The organism is Streptomyces sp. NPDC001599 (genome assembly GCF_042893535.1).
Classification (GTDB): domain Bacteria; phylum Actinomycetota; class Actinomycetes; order Streptomycetales; family Streptomycetaceae; genus Streptomyces.
Window position 1 is genome coordinate 1 of the sequence record NZ_JBIAVA010000029.1, and the last position, 19,899, is coordinate 19,899.

The window sequence follows — 19,899 nt, forward strand, 5'->3', positions numbered from 1 at the left end:
CGACAGGGCGTGGGCGTGGCCCTGGCTGCCGTACCCGATGACCGCGACCTTGCGGCCCTGGATGATGGACAGGTCGGCGTCGGCGTCGTAGAACAACTCGGCCATGAGACACACCTTTCGGAGACTCCCCGAGCGGGGACGGAGGAACAGGCCCAGAAGGGCCCGGGCCACAGATTTGACCAGCGGCACGAGGCCGGGAACCGGGGCACGGCCACCCGCCGGCCGACGAGCATGACACTTGACACTATCTCACGTGCACAGTGCGTCGAAATGAGCAGATGACGTGCTCGAAAACAGTGTGAACGACCGGCGGAGTTCCCGGGTCCGTGTCACAGATGTCCGGCTTCGCCGGTCAGAGCGGTGACCCCACGGCGTGCCCGTTCCGTCGGCTTCCGCGATGCCCGCCGGCCGGGGCCCCCTTGCGCTACGACACCGAAATGAGCCCCCCCATGTCTCAGGACCAGACCGACACGCTCGACACCGCATCGGCGACCGGCATCGCGACGCTGGACGATCTGCGCAGGCACCTGCAGTGGGCCATCGAGGTCGAGCACTCCACGCTGCCTCCCTATCTGACAGCCCTCTACTCCCTGGACGCGGAGCGGAACGCGGACGCCGTACAGCTCATCAGCAGCGTCTTCGTCGAGGAGATGATCCACCTCGCGCTGGCGGCCAACCTGCTCAACGCGGTCGGCGGCCGACCCGTCCTCGACGCCCCCCACCTGCTGCCGCCCCACCCGCGGACGATGCCGCACGCCGACCCGTCCATCGAGTTGTCCCTCCTGCCGTTCGGCCAGGAGGCGCTCAGGCTGTTCCTGCGCCTGGAACAGCCGGCCCACCCCGGCGACCCGGCCGAGGGCGATCACTACGAGACGATCGGCCAGTTCTACGACGCGATCGAGAGGGGCCTGCGGCACCTGTGCGCCGAACTGGGCGAGGACCAGGTCTTCGTCGGGGACCCGGCCCGACAGGTCGCCGGCGGCCCGTTCGTCCACACGGCGGGGCACCTCGCCCCGGTCACCGACCTCAGCTCGGCGCTCGCCGCCCTGGAGGAGATCGTCGAGCAGGGTGAGGGCGCCGCCCGTGCCGAGGTCTGGGACGGCGACAAGGACATGTTCCACCCCGGGACCCGGGCGGTCTCCCACTACTACCGTTTCCAGGAACTCGCGCTGGGCCGGCGTTACCAGACCGGTGACACGCCCGAGTCCGGTCCCACCGGCGAGGCGGTGACCGTCGACGAGGCAGGCATCCGCCCCGTACGGCCCAACCCGCGGTTGGCGGACCACCCCGAGGGCAGCGCGATCCGAGCCGCGCAGGAAGTGTTCAACCAGACCTACTGCAAGACACTCGAGATGCTGGAGCAGGCGTTCAACGGCAACCCGGCGATGCTGGGGATGTCCGTGGGCACCATGTACGCACTCAAGGCACAGGCGCAGGGCCTGATGGCCCTCCAGGACGACGACGGCCAGGCCGCGGGCCCGACGTTCGAGTACGTGGCACCCGAGGACCGGTCCTAGCCCACCCGACCCTCCGGACGAGGTCTTCGTCCCCCGACCGACGCGCGACCGGGTACTGCTCCGTCGCGCGTCGGCGTATGCGGGTGCAGGACGGCTGGGGCCGGGGCCTACCGGTCTGTCACCGGTAGTTCGGCCGGATCGTTCCCGCGCGCCGAACATGTCGCGGTGGTGCGGTGCCAGTACCAGAAGGTCAGCCTTCCACGCGGCCGCGGGTGGAGAACACGGGCGGCTGGGACACGTACCTGGACCAGACGTTCACGATCACGCCGACGAGTGGGCGCTGAGCGCGGGGCCCACGAACGAGACGCACGACGAGGCCCTACGGGTTGGGCACCTCCTGAAGGACCCAGCCATTGCCGTCCGGGTCGGAGAAGTCCGCGTACGTGCAGTAGTTGCGGCGCTGAGGGTCGGGTCCGCGGAGCCACTTCTCGCCCGTGCAGCGGTGGAAGACGTCGCTGGAGTCGTGATAGATCTCGCCCACCTCCACACCCCGGCCGACCAGCTCGTCCCGGGCCTCGAAGATGTCCGAGACGATGAGGTGCAGGCCCTTGGACGACCCGGGGGCGGCCAGGGTGACTCCGGTACCGAAGAGCACCGAGCAGGGCGACCCCGGGGGTGTCATGTGGACGACCCGGTAGGTCTCGTCCGTGACGTGGTCGGCGTCCAGGCGGAACCCGGCCGCCTCGTAGAAGGCCTTCGCCCGGTCGACGTCGGAGACGGGCAGCACCACGACTTCCAGCTTGAAATCCACTTGTCGTCACTCTCTTACGTTTTGCCGTAGAACGGTGTCATCGAGTCAGGCCCGTGCCCGCTCTTTCCGTAGTGCGCGGTCTGCATCGGTCACCAGCGCACCTGTGTCGAGGATACGGCCCCGGAACCGTGTCACACGACACACGGGACAGGAGCTGACGCCTGCCGCCCGTTGACCAATGTGACACGGTGGCACATTTCGCAGTGAAGGGCGTCTACCAGAGCGGCGGTCCCGGCAACAGCCACTACTGCGACAACGGCCTCGAGGCCGGCTGCTGGAACCTCTGGAAGCGGTAGGCGCTTCGGTTCGCCCTGTCCCCGCATGCCGGTCCACCGATCCAGTCGGTGGGCCGGCTGTGTAGGTGCGCCCTTCTCGCGCCGCCTTGTGTCATCGACTCGTCACGTTTCGGCGACCGCGGCGGTGAACGTGGTCCGCGAAGGCCGTGGGGTAGGGAGTCATCACGCAGTCGTTCGACTGATGACTCAGTCGCACCCGCCACAACGGAAGAGGTCAGGGGCAGGTAAAATCCGGAAGCGTGGTCGATATCAGAGGTGTGCAGCGGACGCTGAGAGCAGCGGTGCTCAGCGCATGATCGGTCGGGACGAGGAACGGGAGGTCCTGCACGGCCTGCTTTCGAGCACGGTGGCAGGCAACGGAGGTGCGCTGCTCGTCCGCGGAGACGCCGGTGTCGGCAAGTCCTCCCTGCTGCGCACATTCGGTTCTCATGCTTCGGACACGGGCGTCAGAGTCCTGCGCACGTCCGGCGTCGAGACCGAACAGTGGCTGCCGTTCGCCGCACTGCACCTGCTGCTCCAACCGGTTCTCGGCGGAGCCGAGACGTTGCCGGCCCCCTACCAGAAGGCCCTCGGTGGCGCCTTCGGGGCCAGTGAGGGGGAACCCGAGATCTACCGGGTCGGGATGGCGGTGCTCGAGCTGCTCGCCGACGCCGCCGACCGCCAGCCCCTCCTGCTGCTCGTCGATGATCTCCAATGGGTCGACTCCTCGAGCCGTGACGTGCTCGGATTCGTGGCCCGGCGTACCCGGGACCTCCCCATCCTCATGATCGGCGCGGCAAGAACCTCGTCACCGGGCACGTACACCCTGGGCACGGACGCCGAACTCGTTCTGGAGCCCCTCTCCCCGGCGGCGGCGGCCGAACTGCTCGACGCCGACGCCCCGGGCCTGGCTGACGCGGTGCGGTCCCGCATCCTGGAGCGCGCCGCCGGTAACCCTCTCGCGCTCGTCGAACTACCGAGGGCAGCTCAGGGCGTCTCACCCGTACTCGACGATCTGCCCCTGACCCAGCGGCTGGAGACCGCGTTCGGCTCCCGCACCGACTCGCTCACCCGCGAGTGCAGGACGTTCCTCCTGGTCCTGGCGGCGGAGCCCACCGCACCCCTGACCCAGCTCCTCGACGTGGCAGGCCGTCTCGCGGGTTCGGAAGTCTCCGTGTACGCCCTGCAGGAGGCCGTCGACGCCGGACTGGTGGTTCTGACCGGCCGCACACCCGAGTTCCGGCATCCCCTGATGCGCTCCGCGATCTACAGACGGGCCACCGTCGCCGACCGGTTGTCCACCCACCGGGCCCTGGCCGAGACGCTGGAGGGATCACCCGGGCGGCGGCTCGTCCACCTCGCCGCGGCCACGCTCGGGCCGGACGACGAACTGGCCGGCCAGCTGGAGCGCTTCGCGGACGACGCCCAGAAACGGGGGCAACTGGCCGCGGCCGTACCGGCCCTGCGTCAGGCCGGCGAGCTGGTGCACGACGCACGTCGCCAGACCGGCTTCCTGGTCCGTGCGGCCGAGTTGGCCAGCGAGATCAACGACCGGGTCCAGGCCCAGATCCTGCTGGACAGAGCCGACCTGGCGGAGCTGGGCCCCACGGAGCGGGCCCGCCTCATGCTGGTCTCCGACAAGGCCGCGTTCGAGCCCGATGAGCCGCAACGCCGCATTCAGGACATGATCGACGCGGCAGCGGGGGCGTTCGACGTCGGCAGTACGAACGTCGCGGAGAACCTGCTGTGGCGTGCGGCCGCCCGATGCTTCTTCCAGGACGGCGACGCACGTGTGCGTGCCCAGGCCGCCGCCGAACTGGACCGGTGGAAGCCCGACCCGGACGCCCCCCACGTCCTGACGGTGCGGGCCTACACGGAGCCGTACCGCCGTGGGACCGACCTGATCGCACGGCTCGAGAAGCTCAGGCCGGACCGAGAGGACGGCCGGCTGCTCCACTACCTCGGCAGTGGTTCGATGGTCATCGGTGACGTGGGCCGTGCCACGCGCTACCTGGCCCAGGCGGCTTCCGTGTGGCGGTCGCAGGGCCGTCTCGGGCTGCTCGCGCGATCCCTGGCCGGATCCTGGCCACGTCTCTACCTCGGGCAGTTGACCCAGGCCCGCGAAGAGTCGGCAGAAGGGATCGCGCTCGCCGAGGAGACCGGAGAGTGGATCGTGTGGCTCGGCCTCAAGGCCACATCGGCGCTCGCGGCGGTGCTGCGGGGAGAGCGCGAAGCCGCGGCTCGGAGCGTCCGGGAGCTGAGAGCGCACAGCCTCTTCCCCGTCATGCCCTTCGCGAGCGTCATGGCGCAGCAGGTCGACGGTCTCCTCGCCCTGTTCGACAGCCGCGCCGTGGAGGCGTACGACGCTCTCGCCCGTGCGTTCGACAAGACCGATCCGCACTACCACTCGACCAGTCGTTGGCTGCTCGTCCCGGACCTGGTGGACGCGGCCGCGGCCGCGGGCCGGAGTGAACAGGCGCGAGAGCTGCTGGCCGAGCTGCCGGAGCTGGCGGACCGGCTGCCCTCGGAAATGATGATCGTCGCCCGTGCCTACAGTGCGGCGGTCCTCGCTCCGGACGACACCGCCGAGGAACACTACGACTCCGCGCTCTCCGCGCTGCCGGACACGTGGCCGTTGTCGCGTGCCCGGCTTCATCTGCAGCACGGCCGCCGGCTGCGCCGGCAGCGTCGGAACGTGGATGCGCGCAAGCCCCTGCGGCTCGCACGGGACGAGTTCGACCGAGTCGGTGCGCAGCCCTGGGCCGACATGGCACGCGAGCAACTGCGGGCCGCGGGGGAGTCGGACGGGCGTCGGCGACCGAGCAAGGGCGAGAGTCTGACGGTCCAGGAACGTCAGATCGCCGAGTTGGCCTCGCAGGGGTTGAGCAACCGGGAAATCGGGCAGCGCCTGTTCATCTCGCACCGGACCGTCGGAGCCCACCTGTACCGGATCTATCCACGCCTGGGCATCACCAGCCGCGGCAAGCTCTCGGCAGCGTTGGCCGTGCTCCGAGACGACCAGCCGACCTCGGGCTGAGCGGACTCGCGCGACAGGGACGGCATCACACGAAGGCGCCACTTTCCTGCCGGAGGACCGCCACCGGCCGTTGGTGCCACTGTCTTGCCACTCTGAGTGGCACTGTTGTGGTACTTGCCGACAGTGATCTGTCCGCGCCACGGCCCGGTGTGCCGCGCCCCTCCTCTCCAGTGTGTCTCCCTGTGTGTCCGACCGTCAACCGACGGATGAACTTCCGGCCGTCCGGGACCACAGTGACTGTGATCCCTTATCGCTCAACTGGAAGGAATGGCCGTCATGAGTGGTGACCACCACAGTGTGAAGGCACAACACTCGGCCGCACACGCTCTCCTCCCTCTCTCCTTGTGCCTCAGCCAGATGACGGGTGCTCTCGAGTGGGAGGACGTTCCAGCGGAGTTCCGTTACGATCCCGACCACCCTCTCCTCGTCACGATCCGCTTCGCTCCCGAGGGCGCCCCACCGGTTACCTGGCATGTCGGCCGTGACCTGCTTCACGAGGGCCTGCGCACCACGAGCGGCTTGGGGGACGTCCAGGTGTGGGCCGACACCACCACCGACCGGGAGACCGCGTGGCTCCAGATCAACGCACCCGGTGACATAGCCATCTTCAGCTTGCCCGTCCCGGAACTGGAGGAGTGGCTCGACCGCACGTACCTGCACGTCCCGGCCGGTACGGAGTCGTCGCGGCTCGGGACCGACGCCTTCCTCTCGAAGCTGTTCGACGAACCCGAGGCCTCGTCTCGATGACCTCGGGACAGGTGACCGGAGATGTTCACCACCCGGCGCTCGGCGCAGGCCGAAGCGCGTATCAGGGTCTGGCCGACATCACCCTCGGCGGCGACCTCCACGGGGCCTGCAGCGCCGAACCGGTCGCCTTCGGCGACGGACAGCGCGTACGTACGGCGGGTGCCGTGGTCCGCGAGGCCGAGGTGTACGACCTGACGCTGCGCCAGGTCCACGGCACACCCCTGCGGAGCGCGGACCACCCGGTGGCCGACGGACTGCAGTTCACCGCCCCCGCGGACAAGGCGCGCTACACCATCTGCCCGGATCGGGACGACGCCGGGAAAGGAGGTCACGTCGCCGCTGAGCACGGCGACGTGCCGACGGTCAGACGCCGCTGTTCTCCCAGTGGTGTGTCGCCGTGGTCGCGGTGACACCGTTCGCGTAGACGAGTGCGACGCGGTGGTTGTACTGCACGGTGTACATCTTCTTCCCGCCGATGACGACCGCTCCGCTGGACGGGAAGTAGTCGTCGGTGGCCGAGGCGTCCTGGGTGGCCACGTACGCCTGTCCGGCCGGGATGGAGTACATGCTCAGCGGGGCCTGCGTGGAGGCGCCGAGACCGGCCGGATACTCGGCCTTGTCGGGATAGCTGGAGCCGTAGAGTGGCACCGGCGTGCTCCCGGCGGGCTTGATGATCTTCACACCGTACCGGACACGGGTGTTGGTGCCGCCCGGGTTGTGGAACCACACCTTGGCCCCGCTGAACCAGACGGCGGTCCAGTCCTCCCGCACCTCGGCCACCACGAACTGCTGACCGGCCTGTGCCGTGCTGCCCCAGTCGTTCACCCGGTTGGTACCCGCGGCGGTGCCGTGGATCGCCTGGTCGCCGAAGAGCGGGGCGGTCTCGTCGGGGGCGGTGCGCAGGTAGACGAAGTTGGCCTGCTGCTGCCGTTCGGTGCAGGTGGGCGTCTGCCCCGTGGGGTCGTCCGAGGGGCACACCTGGAAGGTCTGCACGTTGTCCGTGAACGAGGGCGTGATCGCCACGACCTCGCCCGGCTGGGGCACCTCGGGCAGACCGCTGACCGGCGCCCCGAGCAGGCTCATGAAGTGGTTCCAGTCCCACGCGTAGCCGGGGTCCCAGTGCATGCCGGCGACCAGTGCGGAGTTCGGCCCGGCAACGTTGTCATGGCCGATGACGTGCTGCCGGTCCAGCGGTACGCCGAAGCGCTCGGCCAGGTATTTCACCAGGTCGGCCGTGGCCTGGTACTGCGACTCCCTGTACCAGGCGGCGCCGTGAGCGGCGAAGCCTTCGTGCTCGATCCCGATGGAGTGCAGGTTGGTCGAGTAGTTTCCGGCGTGGAAGGCGATGTCCTTGGTCGGGACCATCTGGGTGACCGCACCGGACGACGACATGACGTAATGGGTCGAGGCGGGGTTCGTGGGGTTGGCCAGACCCGCGACACCGGCGTCGTAGGTGGACTCCAGGTCGTGGATGACGATCGTGTCGATGCGGATGCCGTTCGTGGGCCGGTCGGCCACCTGCCCGCCGACCGGAGAGCCGGCGACGAAGGTGCAGTCGACCGTCGTGGGGCATTCGGCAGCGGCCGCCGTGGACGCCTTCTTCAGGTGCAGTGCGTCGATCTGCTGCCGGTCGGGGGTGACCGAGGGGCTGGCAGCCAGGCGCAGGCGCTGGCCGTCCGGGGTCGTGGCCGAGGCACCGCCCCGCATCGTGCGGAAGACGCGGTCGGCGAAGCTCGCCGCTGCCTTCTCCTGCGTGGCCTGGCTGTAGCGGGCCACGGCCCCGTACCACTCGCCGGGGTCCGTGGGCGTCGCGCCGACCAGTTCCCGCTCGTACGAGGCCAGCAGTGCGGCGCCGCCACGGATGTTCGCGGCGTCGTCCTCGCGCAGGTCCCGCGCCGACAGACCGGTCAGCTCCGCGGCCCGGCGCAGTGTGTGGAGGGCGGGGTCGGCGGCAAGGGTCGCGACGTCGGCCCGGCCCGCGGCACCGGCACCGCCGCCGGCCAGCATGGCGGGGGTGACGTCGGTGAGATTCATCGGCCCGTAACCGCCGTCGGTGCTCGGCAGGCCGCCGTGTCCGTCCCACGCCGATTCCTGATGGGACAGGGCGAGCAGGACGGCGGGCGGGATGTGGTATTCGTCCGCCGCGGCGAGCAGGGCCTCCTGGCGCTTGCCCGAGGCGTCACTCGCCGTGTCGGCCTGTGCCGCGCCCGACATGGCCAACAGGCCACCCGCGACGAGTGCGCCCACCGTGACACCGACGGGCAGGACGGCTGCCCTTCGTGACTTGTGCAAGGTGATGCTCCTTATGAAGAAGTAACGGGCATCGAGGCACGCCGACCAGCGGCCGTGACAGGCCGTCGGCGCAAGGCAACTCGATGCGAGGATGACTATAGGGCGAAGCTGCTTGTAGGTGCCACGAGAATCCGCACGGCTCAACACCGTGTGTTGTGAAGCGACGTGACGGTCGGGTCCGCGTCAGGAAGGACGGAACTCGACGACGACGCGATAGCCGGCGGGCTCCGACGTGATGTGGAGTGCGGGGTCGTCGAACAGGCGCTTGAGCGCGGCGTGCCACTCCTGATTGCCCGTGGCCCTGTCGAGTTCGGTGCCCGAGGACCACTCGGCGACATGAACGAACCGTGTCTCCGGGGCGTCGGCCAGGGGGCGGTGCAGCCGGGACCGGATGAATCCGGGCTGCGTCGACATGATCCGGGCGTTCTCCTGGTACGCCTCGGTGAAGTAGTCGGCCTCCTCCGACGGCACGGTGTAGGTCTTGATGAGGACGACCGGATCGGCGGTGTGCGTCTTCGAGTTCAGTGAGTCGGTCATGCCCATTCGACAAGCGACGGCTCGCCCCTGTGACTCACGGTGCGTTAGGGCGGGGTGAAGGCCGTGGAAGACTTCGCCCTCTCCCACTCCAGCGATGGCGTGATCGGACCGATCGGCCCCAACGGTGCCGGGAAGACAACCTTGTTGAGCACGGACGGACCCGAGCTGCGGGAAGTCGCCCGGCGTACTTGGGGTACGTGACGGCGACTGGCATCCGGCGAACTGACGGGCGGCTGAGGGCACCCGTGGTTTTCGGCCTTCCTTGCCAAGGCGAGGAGACGACACCGGATGACGGGCAGACGAAGAGCCATGGTGGACACACAACTTCGGCACAGGGAACGGACTCGGCAGGAATCCCGTGCGCGAGGAACCATGGCGATCTGGCGGTGGGCCAGGTGGGCGGCTCTCTTCCTCGCCGTCGGCTGGGCGCTGAACTCGGTCGTGAAGCTGGTCGAGGGCGCGCAGGGACGCGAGCTGTGGTGGCCGTTGCTCAGTACCGTCATCTGGGCAGCGGTGACCGTGCACGGTTTCGCGACCTACCGGCGGATCAGGACCAGGACGCTGCCGGCCCTCACCCGCCGGACAGCGGCCTGACCGCTGCCCGGCGCACGTCCACGTCATGACCTCATTCAGGAGCGGGGCCGCGCGCAGGTCTGCCTTCCGTGCCCCGCCTGGCTTCCGGGAGCATGTCCGGACGCGCCGGTCGCTCGTCGGACGCGGTACCTGGGCAACGGGCACCCGCGTCCGACGGGGTCACGACCAGGATCTCGTCCGAGGAAGTCCAGACACGTCGTTCCGTTTTGCCGGGAGCGAGACGTACGTCGGCCTCCCGGCGCGGGGTGCGTGCGTCGTGCGCTCGGTACCCGATCGCGCACTCCCCACGCCTGAGGGCGGACGCCACCACCGTGGCGAACGACGCGACCCGTCCGGGAAGCACGTAGTGCGAGGCCGGGCGCAGGGCCAGGGCGCCACCCCGTGCGGCGAAGAGCTCCTCGAACACGGCGGCCATGCCGGTGTTCTGCGCGATCCGGGTCATGACCAGGGAGGTCAGCTCGCCGCGCACGACAGCGTCCCCTTCCGGGCCCAGCGGGGCCAGTGCCAGGCTGCGGTGGTCGGTCAGTTCGGCGACGACGGGCAGGACGTGTCCCGTCTCCTCCTCGACGGCCCTCAGGTTCAGCAGCGTGAGCAGGAGCTGGTCGTCGGGCCGGGCCCGGTGTGGACCCTCGTCCGGTGCGAGCGCGATCACGCTGTCGTAGCCGAACAGGTCGAGCGCGCGCAGAGTGCCGGGTCGGGTCGGCTCCCCGACGTGGTACGACACGGCGACCCCTTCGTCGTCAGTCGGGCCCGCGGTCGCCACGGTCACCGGTCCGTCCTCGGCACCGCTGACAACGTGCAGGTGTGAGCCCGGCCGTGCGGTGCGGCCGAGCGACTCCATGACCAGTGGAGCGCGACGGTTCCACCCCAGCAGCAGCGTCTTCGAGGGGTACCGCTGTCGGTCGTGCGGGCCCGCCATGACGGTGGGATCCACAGCGGTGCCCTCCTGCCTCGCAACGGGCGGCCGATCGTCCCGCGCGACGACGATCAAACGGTCCCCGGGGCCACACCGCGCGCTGGCCGCCGGTGTGAGCAGGGCCCGACCGTCGGCCGCCAGGTACCCGACGGCACAGGCTTCCTCGTACCGCGGCGAGATCTCGGCGAACGTCAGCCCCAGGGCGTCCGGCGCGTGGACCACGTGGAACTCGGCGCCCGTGAGATCGAGAAGGTCCCGCAACGCCCGTACCAAGCCGGGGTGCCGGGCGGCCTGGACGAGCAGCCGCGCCGCGGTGGACTCGACGTCCAGGACGACGCCTCGCGTTCCGGCGGCGAGCCGGGCCGCGGTCAGGAACCGCTCGTCGCGCACTGCGGCCACCACCGGCGGGCCCGCCCCGGCGCCGAGCAGGGCTTGCAGGGCCAACAGCACCCGGACCACTTCCGCGTCGGCGGCGTCGTCGCCCGGCAGCACCAGGACGCAGTGCGCCGCGGCAGGAGTGAGCAGGGCGAGGGCAGCGGGGTCGGTCGGGGCGCCCGTACGGCAGATGACGCGTACTCCGCGAGTCACCCCCAGCGCCGCGTTCAGGTCCGAGGCCATCACGGCGGAGTCGCGATCGGCGAGCACCGCGACGGCCCCCCGCGCCCTGCCGACCTGGCTGATGACCATCTCACCGACCACGGTGAACACCTGGTCGGACCAGCCGAGCACCACCGCGTGCCCCTTCTCCAGCACCCTGGACCGACCCCGGCGCAGTTCTTCCAGGCGGTCACCCAGCCCGGTCGTGATCACACCCACCAGGGTGGAGACGCACAGCAGGGCGATCAGTCCGAGAAACACCGACAGGAGCATCCGGAGCGGCGCGCCGGTCACCCCGCCGAGGCGGAGGGTCTCGGCGCTCGTACGCCACACCGCGACGAGCCGTTCCGTCAGGGAGCGGGGTGCCCGCGGGTCGGTCCACACCAGGAGCGTGCTGACGGGAACGACGATCGCCAGACAGCACGCGGCCAGCCAGCCGAGCAGTGCCCCGGTGCTTCGGGCCAGTGTCCGGTCGAAGACATAGCGTGCTCGGTGTCGCCATGAATCCGGCCGCTGACGCCCCATATGCCCACCCCCTACTGCCCCGCGCACCGCGTGAGCCATCAGCGGAAGAGTGCTGACGCGAGAGCCGCGACACACCGTGCCACGGGGATATTCACCCGTTAGGGAACGGCGAGGGCGAACTCCGCCCTGCGCGGGGCGTCGAGGCGGAACCCGCCGTCCCCGGTGCGGGCGGCGCGGTGCCAGGTGCGGCCGTCACGGTCAGCGGGGCGTGCCGCTGGGCGCGGCCGGCGCCGTCGACGGCGCCGCGGTAGTTGAGCTGCACGAGCGGCAGCACGGTCCTGGCCGCCGGGTCTGCGACGGCGGCGGAGACGAAGTCCCACTGGGTCCGCGTCGCCGACGAGTACGGTGTGAACGGCGCCTTGCGCTCGCCGGTGACGACGAGCTGACATTCTTCCCGCCGTGAACCCGAAGGGTGCGGCTCAGACAGTGTGAAGAAGTCCAGTATGGTGTGGTGGCCGAGTGGCCCGGACGAGGCTCAAGTCACACTGTGTCAGACTGGTGGATGGCAAGACGGCCCCGGACGCGTGACTGTCGCGTTCACGGACCACGAGCGAGTCATGTGCACGAGCACTTCTATGTGATCCGGAAGAAGCTGGAGAGCAATGCCTACTGGTAGAACTACGGATCTGGCTCGGTTCCTTTCCGACCTGGAGGCGTACGCAAAGCTTGCCGAGGTCGACTTCGACAACCGAGCCGTCGAGCAGGTGGTCGACGTCTTCGCGGAGCAGTTCGCCACGGGAACCATCACGGTCCGCACCACGACACAGGAAGCGTCCAACCGCAGTGTGAACTTCCGTTACATGTACCCGGATTCGCCCCATGATCCGGTCCAGATCGCCCGAGCACACGGACTTCTTCCCGACGCCGATCCCGCCGTCATGTCGCTGCTCGCGGAGGTCACCGAGAAGATCCCGCTGTGGTGGGGGCTGGACGCCTCGGTGGGACACGGCGTACAGAAGGTCTGGGCGTTCTTCGAGCAGCCCCTGGAATTCGGTGAGATCGCCTCGCTCGAAAACATACCCCGTTCCCTGCGTGACCATCGTGAACGTCTCGGCGAGGCTCGTATCGACAGGTTCGCGATCATGGGTTTCGATTTCCGCGACAACACGACGAACCTCTACTCCGAGATGGTCAGTCCCGGCTATTTCGAACAGGAGGAAGTAGCCGGGATGATCCGGGACATGGGTTCTCTCCCGCCGGACAACGAGGAGATCGAGCGCTGCCGGGGAGCGATCAACGTCTACTACACGTTCGACTGGAACTCCCCGCGGGCCCGCAGGCTGTGCTTCGCCGTCCCGTCGAGGGAAGGCGAGTTCCCCTCCCACCTGCACCCGCTCGCCGCCCGCTTCGCCGCCGAGGCTCCGGTGCAGGCTGAGCGGAGGGAACTGATCTTCAACCCCACCTTCGGCGCCCGCGGGAGTTACCTGAAGATGGAGGCGGACTACACCGGTGATGCGGCGTCCCGGGTCTTCGGCTACTGGAGCCGCTGATCGTCCCTCGAACGCCTCCATCGCGGGCACGGCCCCCGGGACGTGGGACTAGCGCTGCCCTGCTGCCCACTCGTCGAAGTGGGTCTCCGCGATGCGGGCGTCGGCGCCGGGGAGCAGATCCGACTCCTGAAGTGCGGCACCCCAGTAGAGACCGTTCGGGTCCGTCACGACCGTTCGGGTGTCGTCCCGCACCGCGAGGCCCTTGCGGATGAAGTCCTCCAGCCGGAACACTTCGGGACCCGCGACCTCGACCGTGCCGTTGACGGGCGCGCCGACGGCCGTACGACCCACGGCCGCGGCCACGTCACCCGAGAAGATGGGCTGGATCTTGATGGGGGCCACGGTCACGGTGTCACCCTCCGTCGCCGAGTCCGCCAGGGATTTCGCGAACTCGAAGAACTGCGTGGCGTGCACGATCGAGTACGGAATCCCGGAGTCCCTGATCATGTCCTCCTGGGCCTGCTTGGCCTGGAAGTAGCCGCTCCCCTGGAGACGGTCGGTCCCCACGACGGAGAGCGCCACGTGGTGGCCGACACCTGCCTCCGCCCCGGCCTTCAGGAGGTTGGACGTCGAGACGCGGAAGAACTCCTTGACCGCGTCGTCCGCGAACGACGGAGAGTTCGACACGTCGACGACGACCGAGGCACCTCGCAGCACCTCTGCCAGGCCCTCGCCCGTCATCGTGTTGACGCCGGTGTTGGGGGAGGCCGGGACCGCCTCGTGCCCGTGCTCGCCGAGCCTGGCGACGACCTGCGAGCCGATGAGCCCGGTTCCGCCGATTACTACAACCTTCATCGGACGCCTTTCAGCTAGTTCTCCCGGAGCGGCAACCGATGCCGCGACCGAGCGGTCTTCACGTAACCAAAGACCGGGCGGGAGCGCCACCTGTGACAGGCGGCGGAGCGAGGGATCTGTTTTCCGCAACCTCTCCTTCAACCCTCCATCCGCAATCCACATGAAGGTCCCTTCACGGAGAACGACTGCGGAATGACTGCCGACCCGCTCAATGGTCCCGCTCGCCTCCGACGGCGGCGTAGGTTCGGTCCATGAAGTACCACGATGTCCGAACGAGGCCCCTGTTCGGCCACTCGTCTCGGGAAGGAAACGTGGAGTGATGGGCGCCAAGAAAGTTGGGCAACACGACAGTGGGGACGGGCGGGGACGTGTGCAGCCCTCGGTGTCAGACGGTGAGCCACCCGCCGGACCAACCGGTCGGACGGAGGACGTCTTCACCCGGCAAGGGCCACGACTGTTCAGGATCGCGTACGGCATGCTCGGCAGCGCCACGCAGGCTGAGGACATCGTGCGGGACGTCCGGCGGCACTGGCAGGCCACCGACCGTGCGGTGGTGGCTGATCCACAGGCCTACCTGACCATGGCCACGACCCGATTGTCGATCCACACCGCGCACTCCGCCAGGATGCGGCGCGCGTCTTACCTCGGCCCCTGGCTGCCCGAACCCCTGGACACCGGCAACGGGGGCGCGACCGGCGCCGAGGGCACGAAGCCGGTCGAGTTCGACGTGCTGCTCATGCTCGAGCAGCTGGACGTCGCGGAACGGGCGGCCTTCGTGCTGCGGGAGACGCTGGCCTCCCCCTACTCCGAGATCGCTGCCGTCCTCGGCGTCGACGAGGCCCAGGCCCGGCACCTGGTGCGCCGGGCGCGACGGCACCTCGCCACGGACCGCGTCGCGGACCGGCGAGGCCGCGAGGACACCGCCGGTCAGACGCGCGGGGGCGACGGGGCCGAGGACTACGAGGCCGCATGACCGGGCCGGCGCTCGCCGGCCCGGGTACCGCGGGGCCCCGAAGCGCACCGCAATTTGTTACGTGATGCCGGGCATCACCCACCCACACTGATGTGACATGGTGTGTGGAGGTGCGAGTCGGTCGTGGGAGGATGTTCGTTCATGGGCGGAGAAGTCGAGGAGCCGGAGCCCCAGATGGTTCTGTCCCCCCTGACCAGTGCGGCGATCTTCCTCGTCGTCACGATCGACAGTGGCGGGGAGGACACCGTCCGGGACCTGCTGTCGGATGTCGCCTCGCTGGAGCGAGCCGTCGGGTTCCGCGCGCAGCCCGACGGCAGGCTGAGCTGCGTCACCGGCATCGGTTCCGAGGCGTGGGACCGCCTGTTCTCAGGGGCGCGTCCGGCCGGGCTGCATCCCTTCCGGGAGCTGGACGGGCCGGTGCACCGGGCAGTCGCCACCCCGGGTGACCTGCTCTTCCACATCAGGGCCGCGCGGCTGGACCTGTGCTTCGCACTCGCCACCGAGATCACGGGCCGGCTGCGCGGAGCGGTCACCCCGCAGGACGAGGTGCACGGTTTCAAGTACTTCGACGAGCGCGACATGCTCGGTTTCGTCGACGGCACGGAGAACCCGACAGGAGCCGCCGCGCGCAGGGCCGTCCTCGTCGGTGCCGAGGATCCGGCCTTCGCGGGCGGGAGCTACGTCGTCGTGCAGAAGTACCTGCACGACATCGACGCGTGGGAAGGGCTCTCCGTCGAGGCCCAGGAGCGGGTGATCGGCCGCCGCAAGATGACCGACGTGGAGCTGTCCGACGACGTGAAGCCGGCCGACTCGCACGTCGCCCTCACCAGTGTCACCGGTCCGGACGGCAGCGATCTGGAGATCCTTCGGGACAACATGCCCTTCGGGTCGGTGGGCCGCGAGGAGTTCGGCACGTACTTCATCGGCTACGCCCGCACCCCCGAGGTGACGGAGACGATGCTGGAGCGGATGTTCCTGGGCACCGCGTCGGCACCGCACGATCGCATCCTGGACTTCTCCACCGCCGTCACCGGCTCGCTGTTCTTCACACCGGCGGCGGACTTCTTGGAAAACCTCCCCGCTCGGCCCTGAGCACCGAGCGACTCGACCCGGGCACACCCTCACGGGGCCCTCAAGGGGAGCACCCTCACGCCGGCGGCAGCTGCGGGGGTGGCGGCTTCTGGTAGAACCGGGCGGTGGTTCCTCGGAGCAGGCTCGAAGACTTCCCGTCCGAACCACGGCCTGTCCGCTGCCCGGACCACCTCTGGAGCTCGCTTTGTCCATACGAACAACTCGCACCCGACCCGTATCGCTTCTCGTGGCGACCCTGCTCGTGACCTCGGCGCTCACCGGCTGCACGCTGATGGACCTCGCCCAGGACTGCGAGGGGACCGACGCCCGGGTCGAGGAGCTGACGGCGCTCCACATCCTTGACTCCCGACCCGACGAGGCCACCGTCGCCCGGGGCTTCGAGGAGGTCGACGCCGGCTGCTGGTCCGACAGCGGCGAGGTCACGGTGTACGCCGAGCGGACGTACGCCTTTCCCGGCACACGGGCCGATGTGGCGGCGCATTACCGGACGGCAGCGCAACAGGACGGATGGATCCCGGCGCCCGACGCCGCGCCCGACGACCTGAGCTTCGTCACGAAGACGATGAACCTGCGGATCATCTTCCTCACCGCCGAACTGCTCGCGGAAGAGGGCCACGGAAGCCGCCCCGACCTCAGCGCCGGTGCCGGTTACTCGATCAACGTCGACTCGTACGCGTAACGGCGCCGAGGCGGGCTGCCGGACGGTGGGCCGCTGACGGCACGTGGAACGGGTCTTCACCGCACTGATGACCCAGGCCGACGCTGACGAGACCTCGACCGCTCGCGCGGAGCGTCGGCCCGCGCTGCCGGAGACATAGCCGTACGAGACGCCGTCACGGTGCGCCTGGTCCGGAGGCGGAGGGCGTCGTCATGCCCTCACCGTCCGGGCGGACACCGGCCTTGGCTCGGGACTTGATCGCGAGGATGACGTCGCTCTTGGCGTCGGAGTAGTCGTTCATGTCGCTCCACGGCTGGTCGAACAGGGCTCGTTTGACGTTCTCGTACAGGGCGCGATCGCCCGCGTCGGTGCGCAGGTGGTCACGGAAGAGGAGGTACTCGTGCACCGCCGCGGCCCCTCTCTCGTAGACGTGGACATGCACGTCGCGAGTGGGTGTGCGCACGAGTCGGTGTCCTGGCTCGCGAACCCGCAGTTCGTACCCGGCCGCCAACAGCGCGTCGAGGTAGTCCTCCTCCGCCGTGATGTCGGCCACCGCGACGACGATGTCCACGATCGGCTTGGCGGCCAGTCCCGGAACCGAAGTGGAGCCGATGTGCTCGACATCGACGTCCGCCGCCAACGCGTCAAGGATCCGACGCCGGTGACGCAGGTAGGTCTCCGCCCACCGGGCGTCGTAGTCGCTGAGGCCGACCTCGAGTGCTTCCGGCCCACCGATGATCTCAACCGTCGTGACGTCCGGCCGACGTCGGCCACTGCTGTTCGTCATCAATACATTCCTCACGTTCGGGCCGGTTCACGGCCTCTGCTCTCCATCATCGGTCCGGCCGTCCGTCGGCGGCAGTCCGGGCATTCCGTGCGACGGAAGCCGCGGAGTCCGGGTGCGCTTCCTGCCCGCAGAAGGTGACGAGGTACGCTGCGAAGCGCCTCGTGGGGGAAGTCCGGTCGAAGTCCGGCGCTGACCCGCAACGGTAGGCGGAGCCCCGCAAGGGGTCCCGTAAGCCCGATTACCCGCGGTGGTGAAGCCCCTGTCAATCGCCGTGGACTGCGAGAGGTGCTGTGCAGGGCGCCCAGCGTCCGGGCCCGCTCCTTCGATCACGCAGGCGCACGGCCCGAGGCGAAAGCGAAACGCCTGTGGCCACGCTCCGCGACCGGACACCCGCCGCCCCACCGGACCGTACGAGGAACAGCGGGCCACCACCGGCCAGGCGCGCCTCACTTCCCCTGCTGGTGGCAGGGCTGTGCGTCGCGCTTCCCGTCTCGCTGGCCTGCGGGGCGTGCATCGGCGCGGCGGGGCTCTCCTGGAGCGAGGCCCTGCACTACCTCTGGGCGGGCCTGACCGGCGGGACCATAGACGCGGACGACGTCGCCGCCTACACCATCGTCTGGGAACTCCGGTTCCCACGAGCCGTGCTCGCGGCGGTCGTCGGCGCCGGCCTGGCGTCCGTCGGCGTCGCCGTCCAGGCCATGGTCCGCAACGCTCTGGCGGACCCCTTCGTCCTCGGCATCTCCTCCGGTGCCGCCGTGGGGGCCAACGCCGTGCTCATCTTCGGGGCCTTCGGAGCGCTCGGTCTCTGGGCGCTGTCCACGGCGGCGTTCCTCTCCGCGCTCGCGGCCATGGTGCTGGTGTACGCGATCGCCCGGACCCCGCGGGGCCTGACCCCGCTCCGGCTGGTGCTGACCGGTACCGCGATGTACTACGGCTTCTCGGCCGTCACCACCTTCATGGTGTTCGCCGCCGAGCACGGCGAAGCGGCGCGGTCCGCCATGATGTGGCTGCTCGGCAGCCTGGGCGGGGCGAACTGGTCCTCCGTACCGATCGCCGCGGGCGCGGTCCTCGGCGGCCTCGTCCATCTCGGCTGGTCGGCCCGGCGCCTGAACGCCCTCGCGATGGGCGACGAGACCGCCGCCGCGCTGGGCGTGGACCCCGGGCGGCTGCGCAAGGAACTGTTCCTCACCGCCGCGGCCGTCACGGGTGCGGTGGTCGCGGTCAGCGGGGCGATCGGCTTCGTCGGCCTGATGGTCCCGCACGCGGCCCGGATGCTGGTCGGCGCGGACCACCGGCGGCTGCTGGCCGTGGCGCCCCTGGGCGGGGCCGTACTGCTGGTCTGGGTCGACATCCTGTCGCGGGTCGTGCTCGCGCCCGCCGAACTGCCGCTGGGCGTACTGACGGCGGCGATCGGCGTGCCCTGCTTCGTCCTGCTGATGCGCCGCCGTACCTACACCTTCGGAGGCGTGTGATGCAGGTCGAGGTCGAGGGACTCACGGTGGAGATGTCCGGTGTTCGGGTGCTCGACGAGGTGTCGCTGCGCGCGGACAGCGGCCGGTTCGTCGGGCTCGTCGGACCCAACGGCAGCGGCAAGTCGACCCTGTTGCGCTGCGTGTACCGGGCGCTGCGGCCCACGGCCGGCGTGGTCCGGCTCGGCGGTGACGACCTGCCCTCCCTGAGCCCGCGGGAGAGCGCGCGCCGGCTCGCCGCCCTGCCGCAGGAAGCGGGGGCGGAGTTCGACTTCACGGTGGCCGAGGTCGTGGCCATGGGCAGACTGCCGCACCAAGGGGCGGCGGCCCGGACCTCCGACGAGGACCGGCACGTCTGCGCCGCCGCCCTGGACGGAGTCGGCGCGGGCCACCTGACCGACCGCGGCTTCCTCACCCTCTCCGGCGGGGAGAGGCAACGGGTCCTGATCGCTCGCGCACTCGCCCAGCAGCCGCGGATCCTCGTCCTGGACGAGCCCACCAACCACCTGGACATCGCCCAGCAGTTGGAAGTCCTGTCCCTGGTGCGGGCCAGTGGGCCGACCGTGCTGGCCGCCCTGCACGACCTCAACCTCGCCGCGCTCCACTGCGACCGCCTGCACGTCGTCGACGGCGGACGGATCGTCGCCTCCGGAGCTCCGCACGACGTTCTCACGGCCGATCTGCTGGCCGACGTCTTCGGAGTCCGGGCGCACCGCGTCGCCCACCCGGAGACCGGCGCACTCCAACTGCTCTTCGACCGCCTGCCGGCTCAGTAGTGAGCCCGGCTCGTCCGCCCTGCCTCGTCCGCCCCGCCCCGCCCCGCCCGCCCTCGAAGGAGTCACCACCA

17 protein-coding genes, 1 pseudogene and 1 riboswitch are annotated in these 19,899 nt (G+C 69.7%); of the genes and pseudogenes, 11 read left to right on the forward strand and 7 right to left on the reverse strand.

Annotation, left to right across the window (positions count from 1 at the left end):
- Positions 1-105, reverse strand: a pseudogene (locus ACFYZ3_RS37790) (ketol-acid reductoisomerase); the annotation flags it as partial.
- 344 nt (positions 106-449) lie between these two features.
- On the opposite strand from ACFYZ3_RS37790, the gene ACFYZ3_RS37795 reads away from it, so the two are divergent.
- Positions 450-1,517, forward strand: a complete 1,068-nt coding sequence (locus ACFYZ3_RS37795) for a ferritin-like protein (RefSeq protein WP_388527751.1) — start codon at positions 450-452, stop codon at positions 1,515-1,517.
- Positions 1,518-1,836: 319 nt separating this feature from the next.
- Here the strand turns inward: ACFYZ3_RS37795 and ACFYZ3_RS37800 are convergent, their stop codons facing one another.
- Positions 1,837-2,268, reverse strand: coding sequence for a VOC family protein (locus ACFYZ3_RS37800; RefSeq protein ID WP_388527754.1), 432 nt, complete (start codon positions 2,266-2,268; stop codon positions 1,837-1,839).
- A gap of 588 nt (positions 2,269-2,856) precedes the next feature.
- On the opposite strand from ACFYZ3_RS37800, the gene ACFYZ3_RS37805 reads away from it, so the two are divergent.
- From ACFYZ3_RS37805 to ACFYZ3_RS37815, 3 genes are all read left to right on the forward strand, one after another.
- Entirely contained in the window at positions 2,857-5,580 is a 2,724-nt protein-coding gene (locus tag ACFYZ3_RS37805; RefSeq protein ID WP_388527757.1) for an ATP-binding protein, read from the forward strand.
- 276 nt (positions 5,581-5,856) lie between these two features.
- Complete coding sequence (locus ACFYZ3_RS37810; protein WP_388527760.1) at positions 5,857-6,327, forward strand: SsgA family sporulation/cell division regulator; 471 nt, start codon at positions 5,857-5,859, stop codon at positions 6,325-6,327.
- Positions 6,324-6,737, forward strand: a complete 414-nt coding sequence (locus tag ACFYZ3_RS37815) for a hypothetical protein (RefSeq protein ID WP_388527763.1) — start codon at positions 6,324-6,326, stop codon at positions 6,735-6,737. The genes ACFYZ3_RS37810 and ACFYZ3_RS37815 overlap by 4 nt, the downstream gene beginning before the upstream one ends.
- Here ACFYZ3_RS37815 and ACFYZ3_RS37820 read toward each other — a convergent pair.
- Together ACFYZ3_RS37820 and ACFYZ3_RS37825 are read right to left on the reverse strand one after the other, a co-directional pair.
- Positions 6,691-8,619: an N-acetylmuramoyl-L-alanine amidase gene (locus tag ACFYZ3_RS37820; RefSeq protein WP_388527766.1), complete on the reverse strand. Its 1,929-nt coding sequence runs from the start codon at positions 8,617-8,619 to the stop codon at positions 6,691-6,693. The two genes, ACFYZ3_RS37815 and ACFYZ3_RS37820, sit on opposite strands and share 47 nt — an antisense overlap.
- Before the next feature lie 183 nt (positions 8,620-8,802).
- On the reverse strand, positions 8,803-9,156 hold the full coding sequence (locus tag ACFYZ3_RS37825) for an antibiotic biosynthesis monooxygenase family protein (protein WP_388527769.1): 354 nt from the start codon (positions 9,154-9,156) through the stop codon (positions 8,803-8,805).
- 372 nt (positions 9,157-9,528) lie between these two features.
- On the opposite strand from ACFYZ3_RS37825, the gene ACFYZ3_RS37830 reads away from it, so the two are divergent.
- Complete coding sequence (locus ACFYZ3_RS37830) at positions 9,529-9,750, forward strand: hypothetical protein (RefSeq protein ID WP_231909024.1); 222 nt, start codon at positions 9,529-9,531, stop codon at positions 9,748-9,750.
- A 31-nt stretch (positions 9,751-9,781) separates the two neighbouring features.
- On the opposite strand, the gene ACFYZ3_RS37835 is transcribed toward ACFYZ3_RS37830, so the two are convergent.
- On the reverse strand, positions 9,782-11,788 hold the full coding sequence (locus ACFYZ3_RS37835) for an NAD-binding lipoprotein (RefSeq protein ID WP_388527773.1): 2,007 nt from the start codon (positions 11,786-11,788) through the stop codon (positions 9,782-9,784).
- Between the two features lie 602 nt (positions 11,789-12,390).
- Between ACFYZ3_RS37835 and ACFYZ3_RS37840 the strand changes: the two genes are divergently transcribed.
- Positions 12,391-13,278 carry an aromatic prenyltransferase gene (locus ACFYZ3_RS37840; RefSeq protein ID WP_388527776.1) on the forward strand — a complete coding sequence of 296 codons (888 nt, stop codon included), beginning with the start codon at positions 12,391-12,393 and terminating at the stop codon, positions 13,276-13,278.
- Positions 13,279-13,326: 48 nt separating this feature from the next.
- On the opposite strand, the gene ACFYZ3_RS37845 is transcribed toward ACFYZ3_RS37840, so the two are convergent.
- Positions 13,327-14,073, reverse strand: a complete 747-nt coding sequence (locus ACFYZ3_RS37845) for an SDR family oxidoreductase (protein ID WP_388527779.1) — start codon at positions 14,071-14,073, stop codon at positions 13,327-13,329.
- A 382-nt stretch (positions 14,074-14,455) separates the two neighbouring features.
- Between ACFYZ3_RS37845 and ACFYZ3_RS37850 the strand changes: the two genes are divergently transcribed.
- The 3 genes from ACFYZ3_RS37850 to ACFYZ3_RS37860 all read left to right on the forward strand — a co-directional run bounded on the left by ACFYZ3_RS37850 (position 14,456) and on the right by ACFYZ3_RS37860 (position 16,817).
- Positions 14,456-15,046 carry a sigma factor-like helix-turn-helix DNA-binding protein gene (locus tag ACFYZ3_RS37850; RefSeq protein WP_388527782.1) on the forward strand — a complete coding sequence of 197 codons (591 nt, stop codon included), beginning with the start codon at positions 14,456-14,458 and terminating at the stop codon, positions 15,044-15,046.
- Positions 15,047-15,187: 141 nt separating this feature from the next.
- Positions 15,188-16,138 (forward strand): Dyp-type peroxidase, encoded by a 951-nt coding sequence (locus ACFYZ3_RS37855; protein WP_388527786.1) that lies wholly within the window; start codon positions 15,188-15,190, stop codon positions 16,136-16,138.
- 226 nt (positions 16,139-16,364) lie between these two features.
- Entirely contained in the window at positions 16,365-16,817 is a 453-nt protein-coding gene (locus tag ACFYZ3_RS37860; RefSeq protein WP_388527789.1) for a hypothetical protein, read from the forward strand.
- Between the two features lie 154 nt (positions 16,818-16,971).
- On the opposite strand, the gene ACFYZ3_RS37865 is transcribed toward ACFYZ3_RS37860, so the two are convergent.
- Positions 16,972-17,583, reverse strand: a complete 612-nt coding sequence (locus ACFYZ3_RS37865; RefSeq protein WP_388527792.1) for a GrpB family protein — start codon at positions 17,581-17,583, stop codon at positions 16,972-16,974.
- Between the two features lie 123 nt (positions 17,584-17,706).
- A riboswitch (cobalamin riboswitch) is annotated at positions 17,707-17,848 on the forward strand.
- A gap of 100 nt (positions 17,849-17,948) precedes the next feature.
- Here ACFYZ3_RS37865 and ACFYZ3_RS37870 point away from each other — a divergent pair.
- Together ACFYZ3_RS37870 and ACFYZ3_RS37875 are read left to right on the forward strand one after the other, a co-directional pair.
- Positions 17,949-19,055, forward strand: a complete 1,107-nt coding sequence (locus ACFYZ3_RS37870; RefSeq protein ID WP_388527795.1) for a FecCD family ABC transporter permease — start codon at positions 17,949-17,951, stop codon at positions 19,053-19,055.
- On the forward strand, positions 19,055-19,828 hold the full coding sequence (locus ACFYZ3_RS37875; RefSeq protein ID WP_388527798.1) for an ABC transporter ATP-binding protein: 774 nt from the start codon (positions 19,055-19,057) through the stop codon (positions 19,826-19,828). Before ACFYZ3_RS37870 ends, ACFYZ3_RS37875 begins: the two co-directional genes overlap by 1 nt.
- Positions 19,829-19,899: the final 71 nt, after the last annotated feature.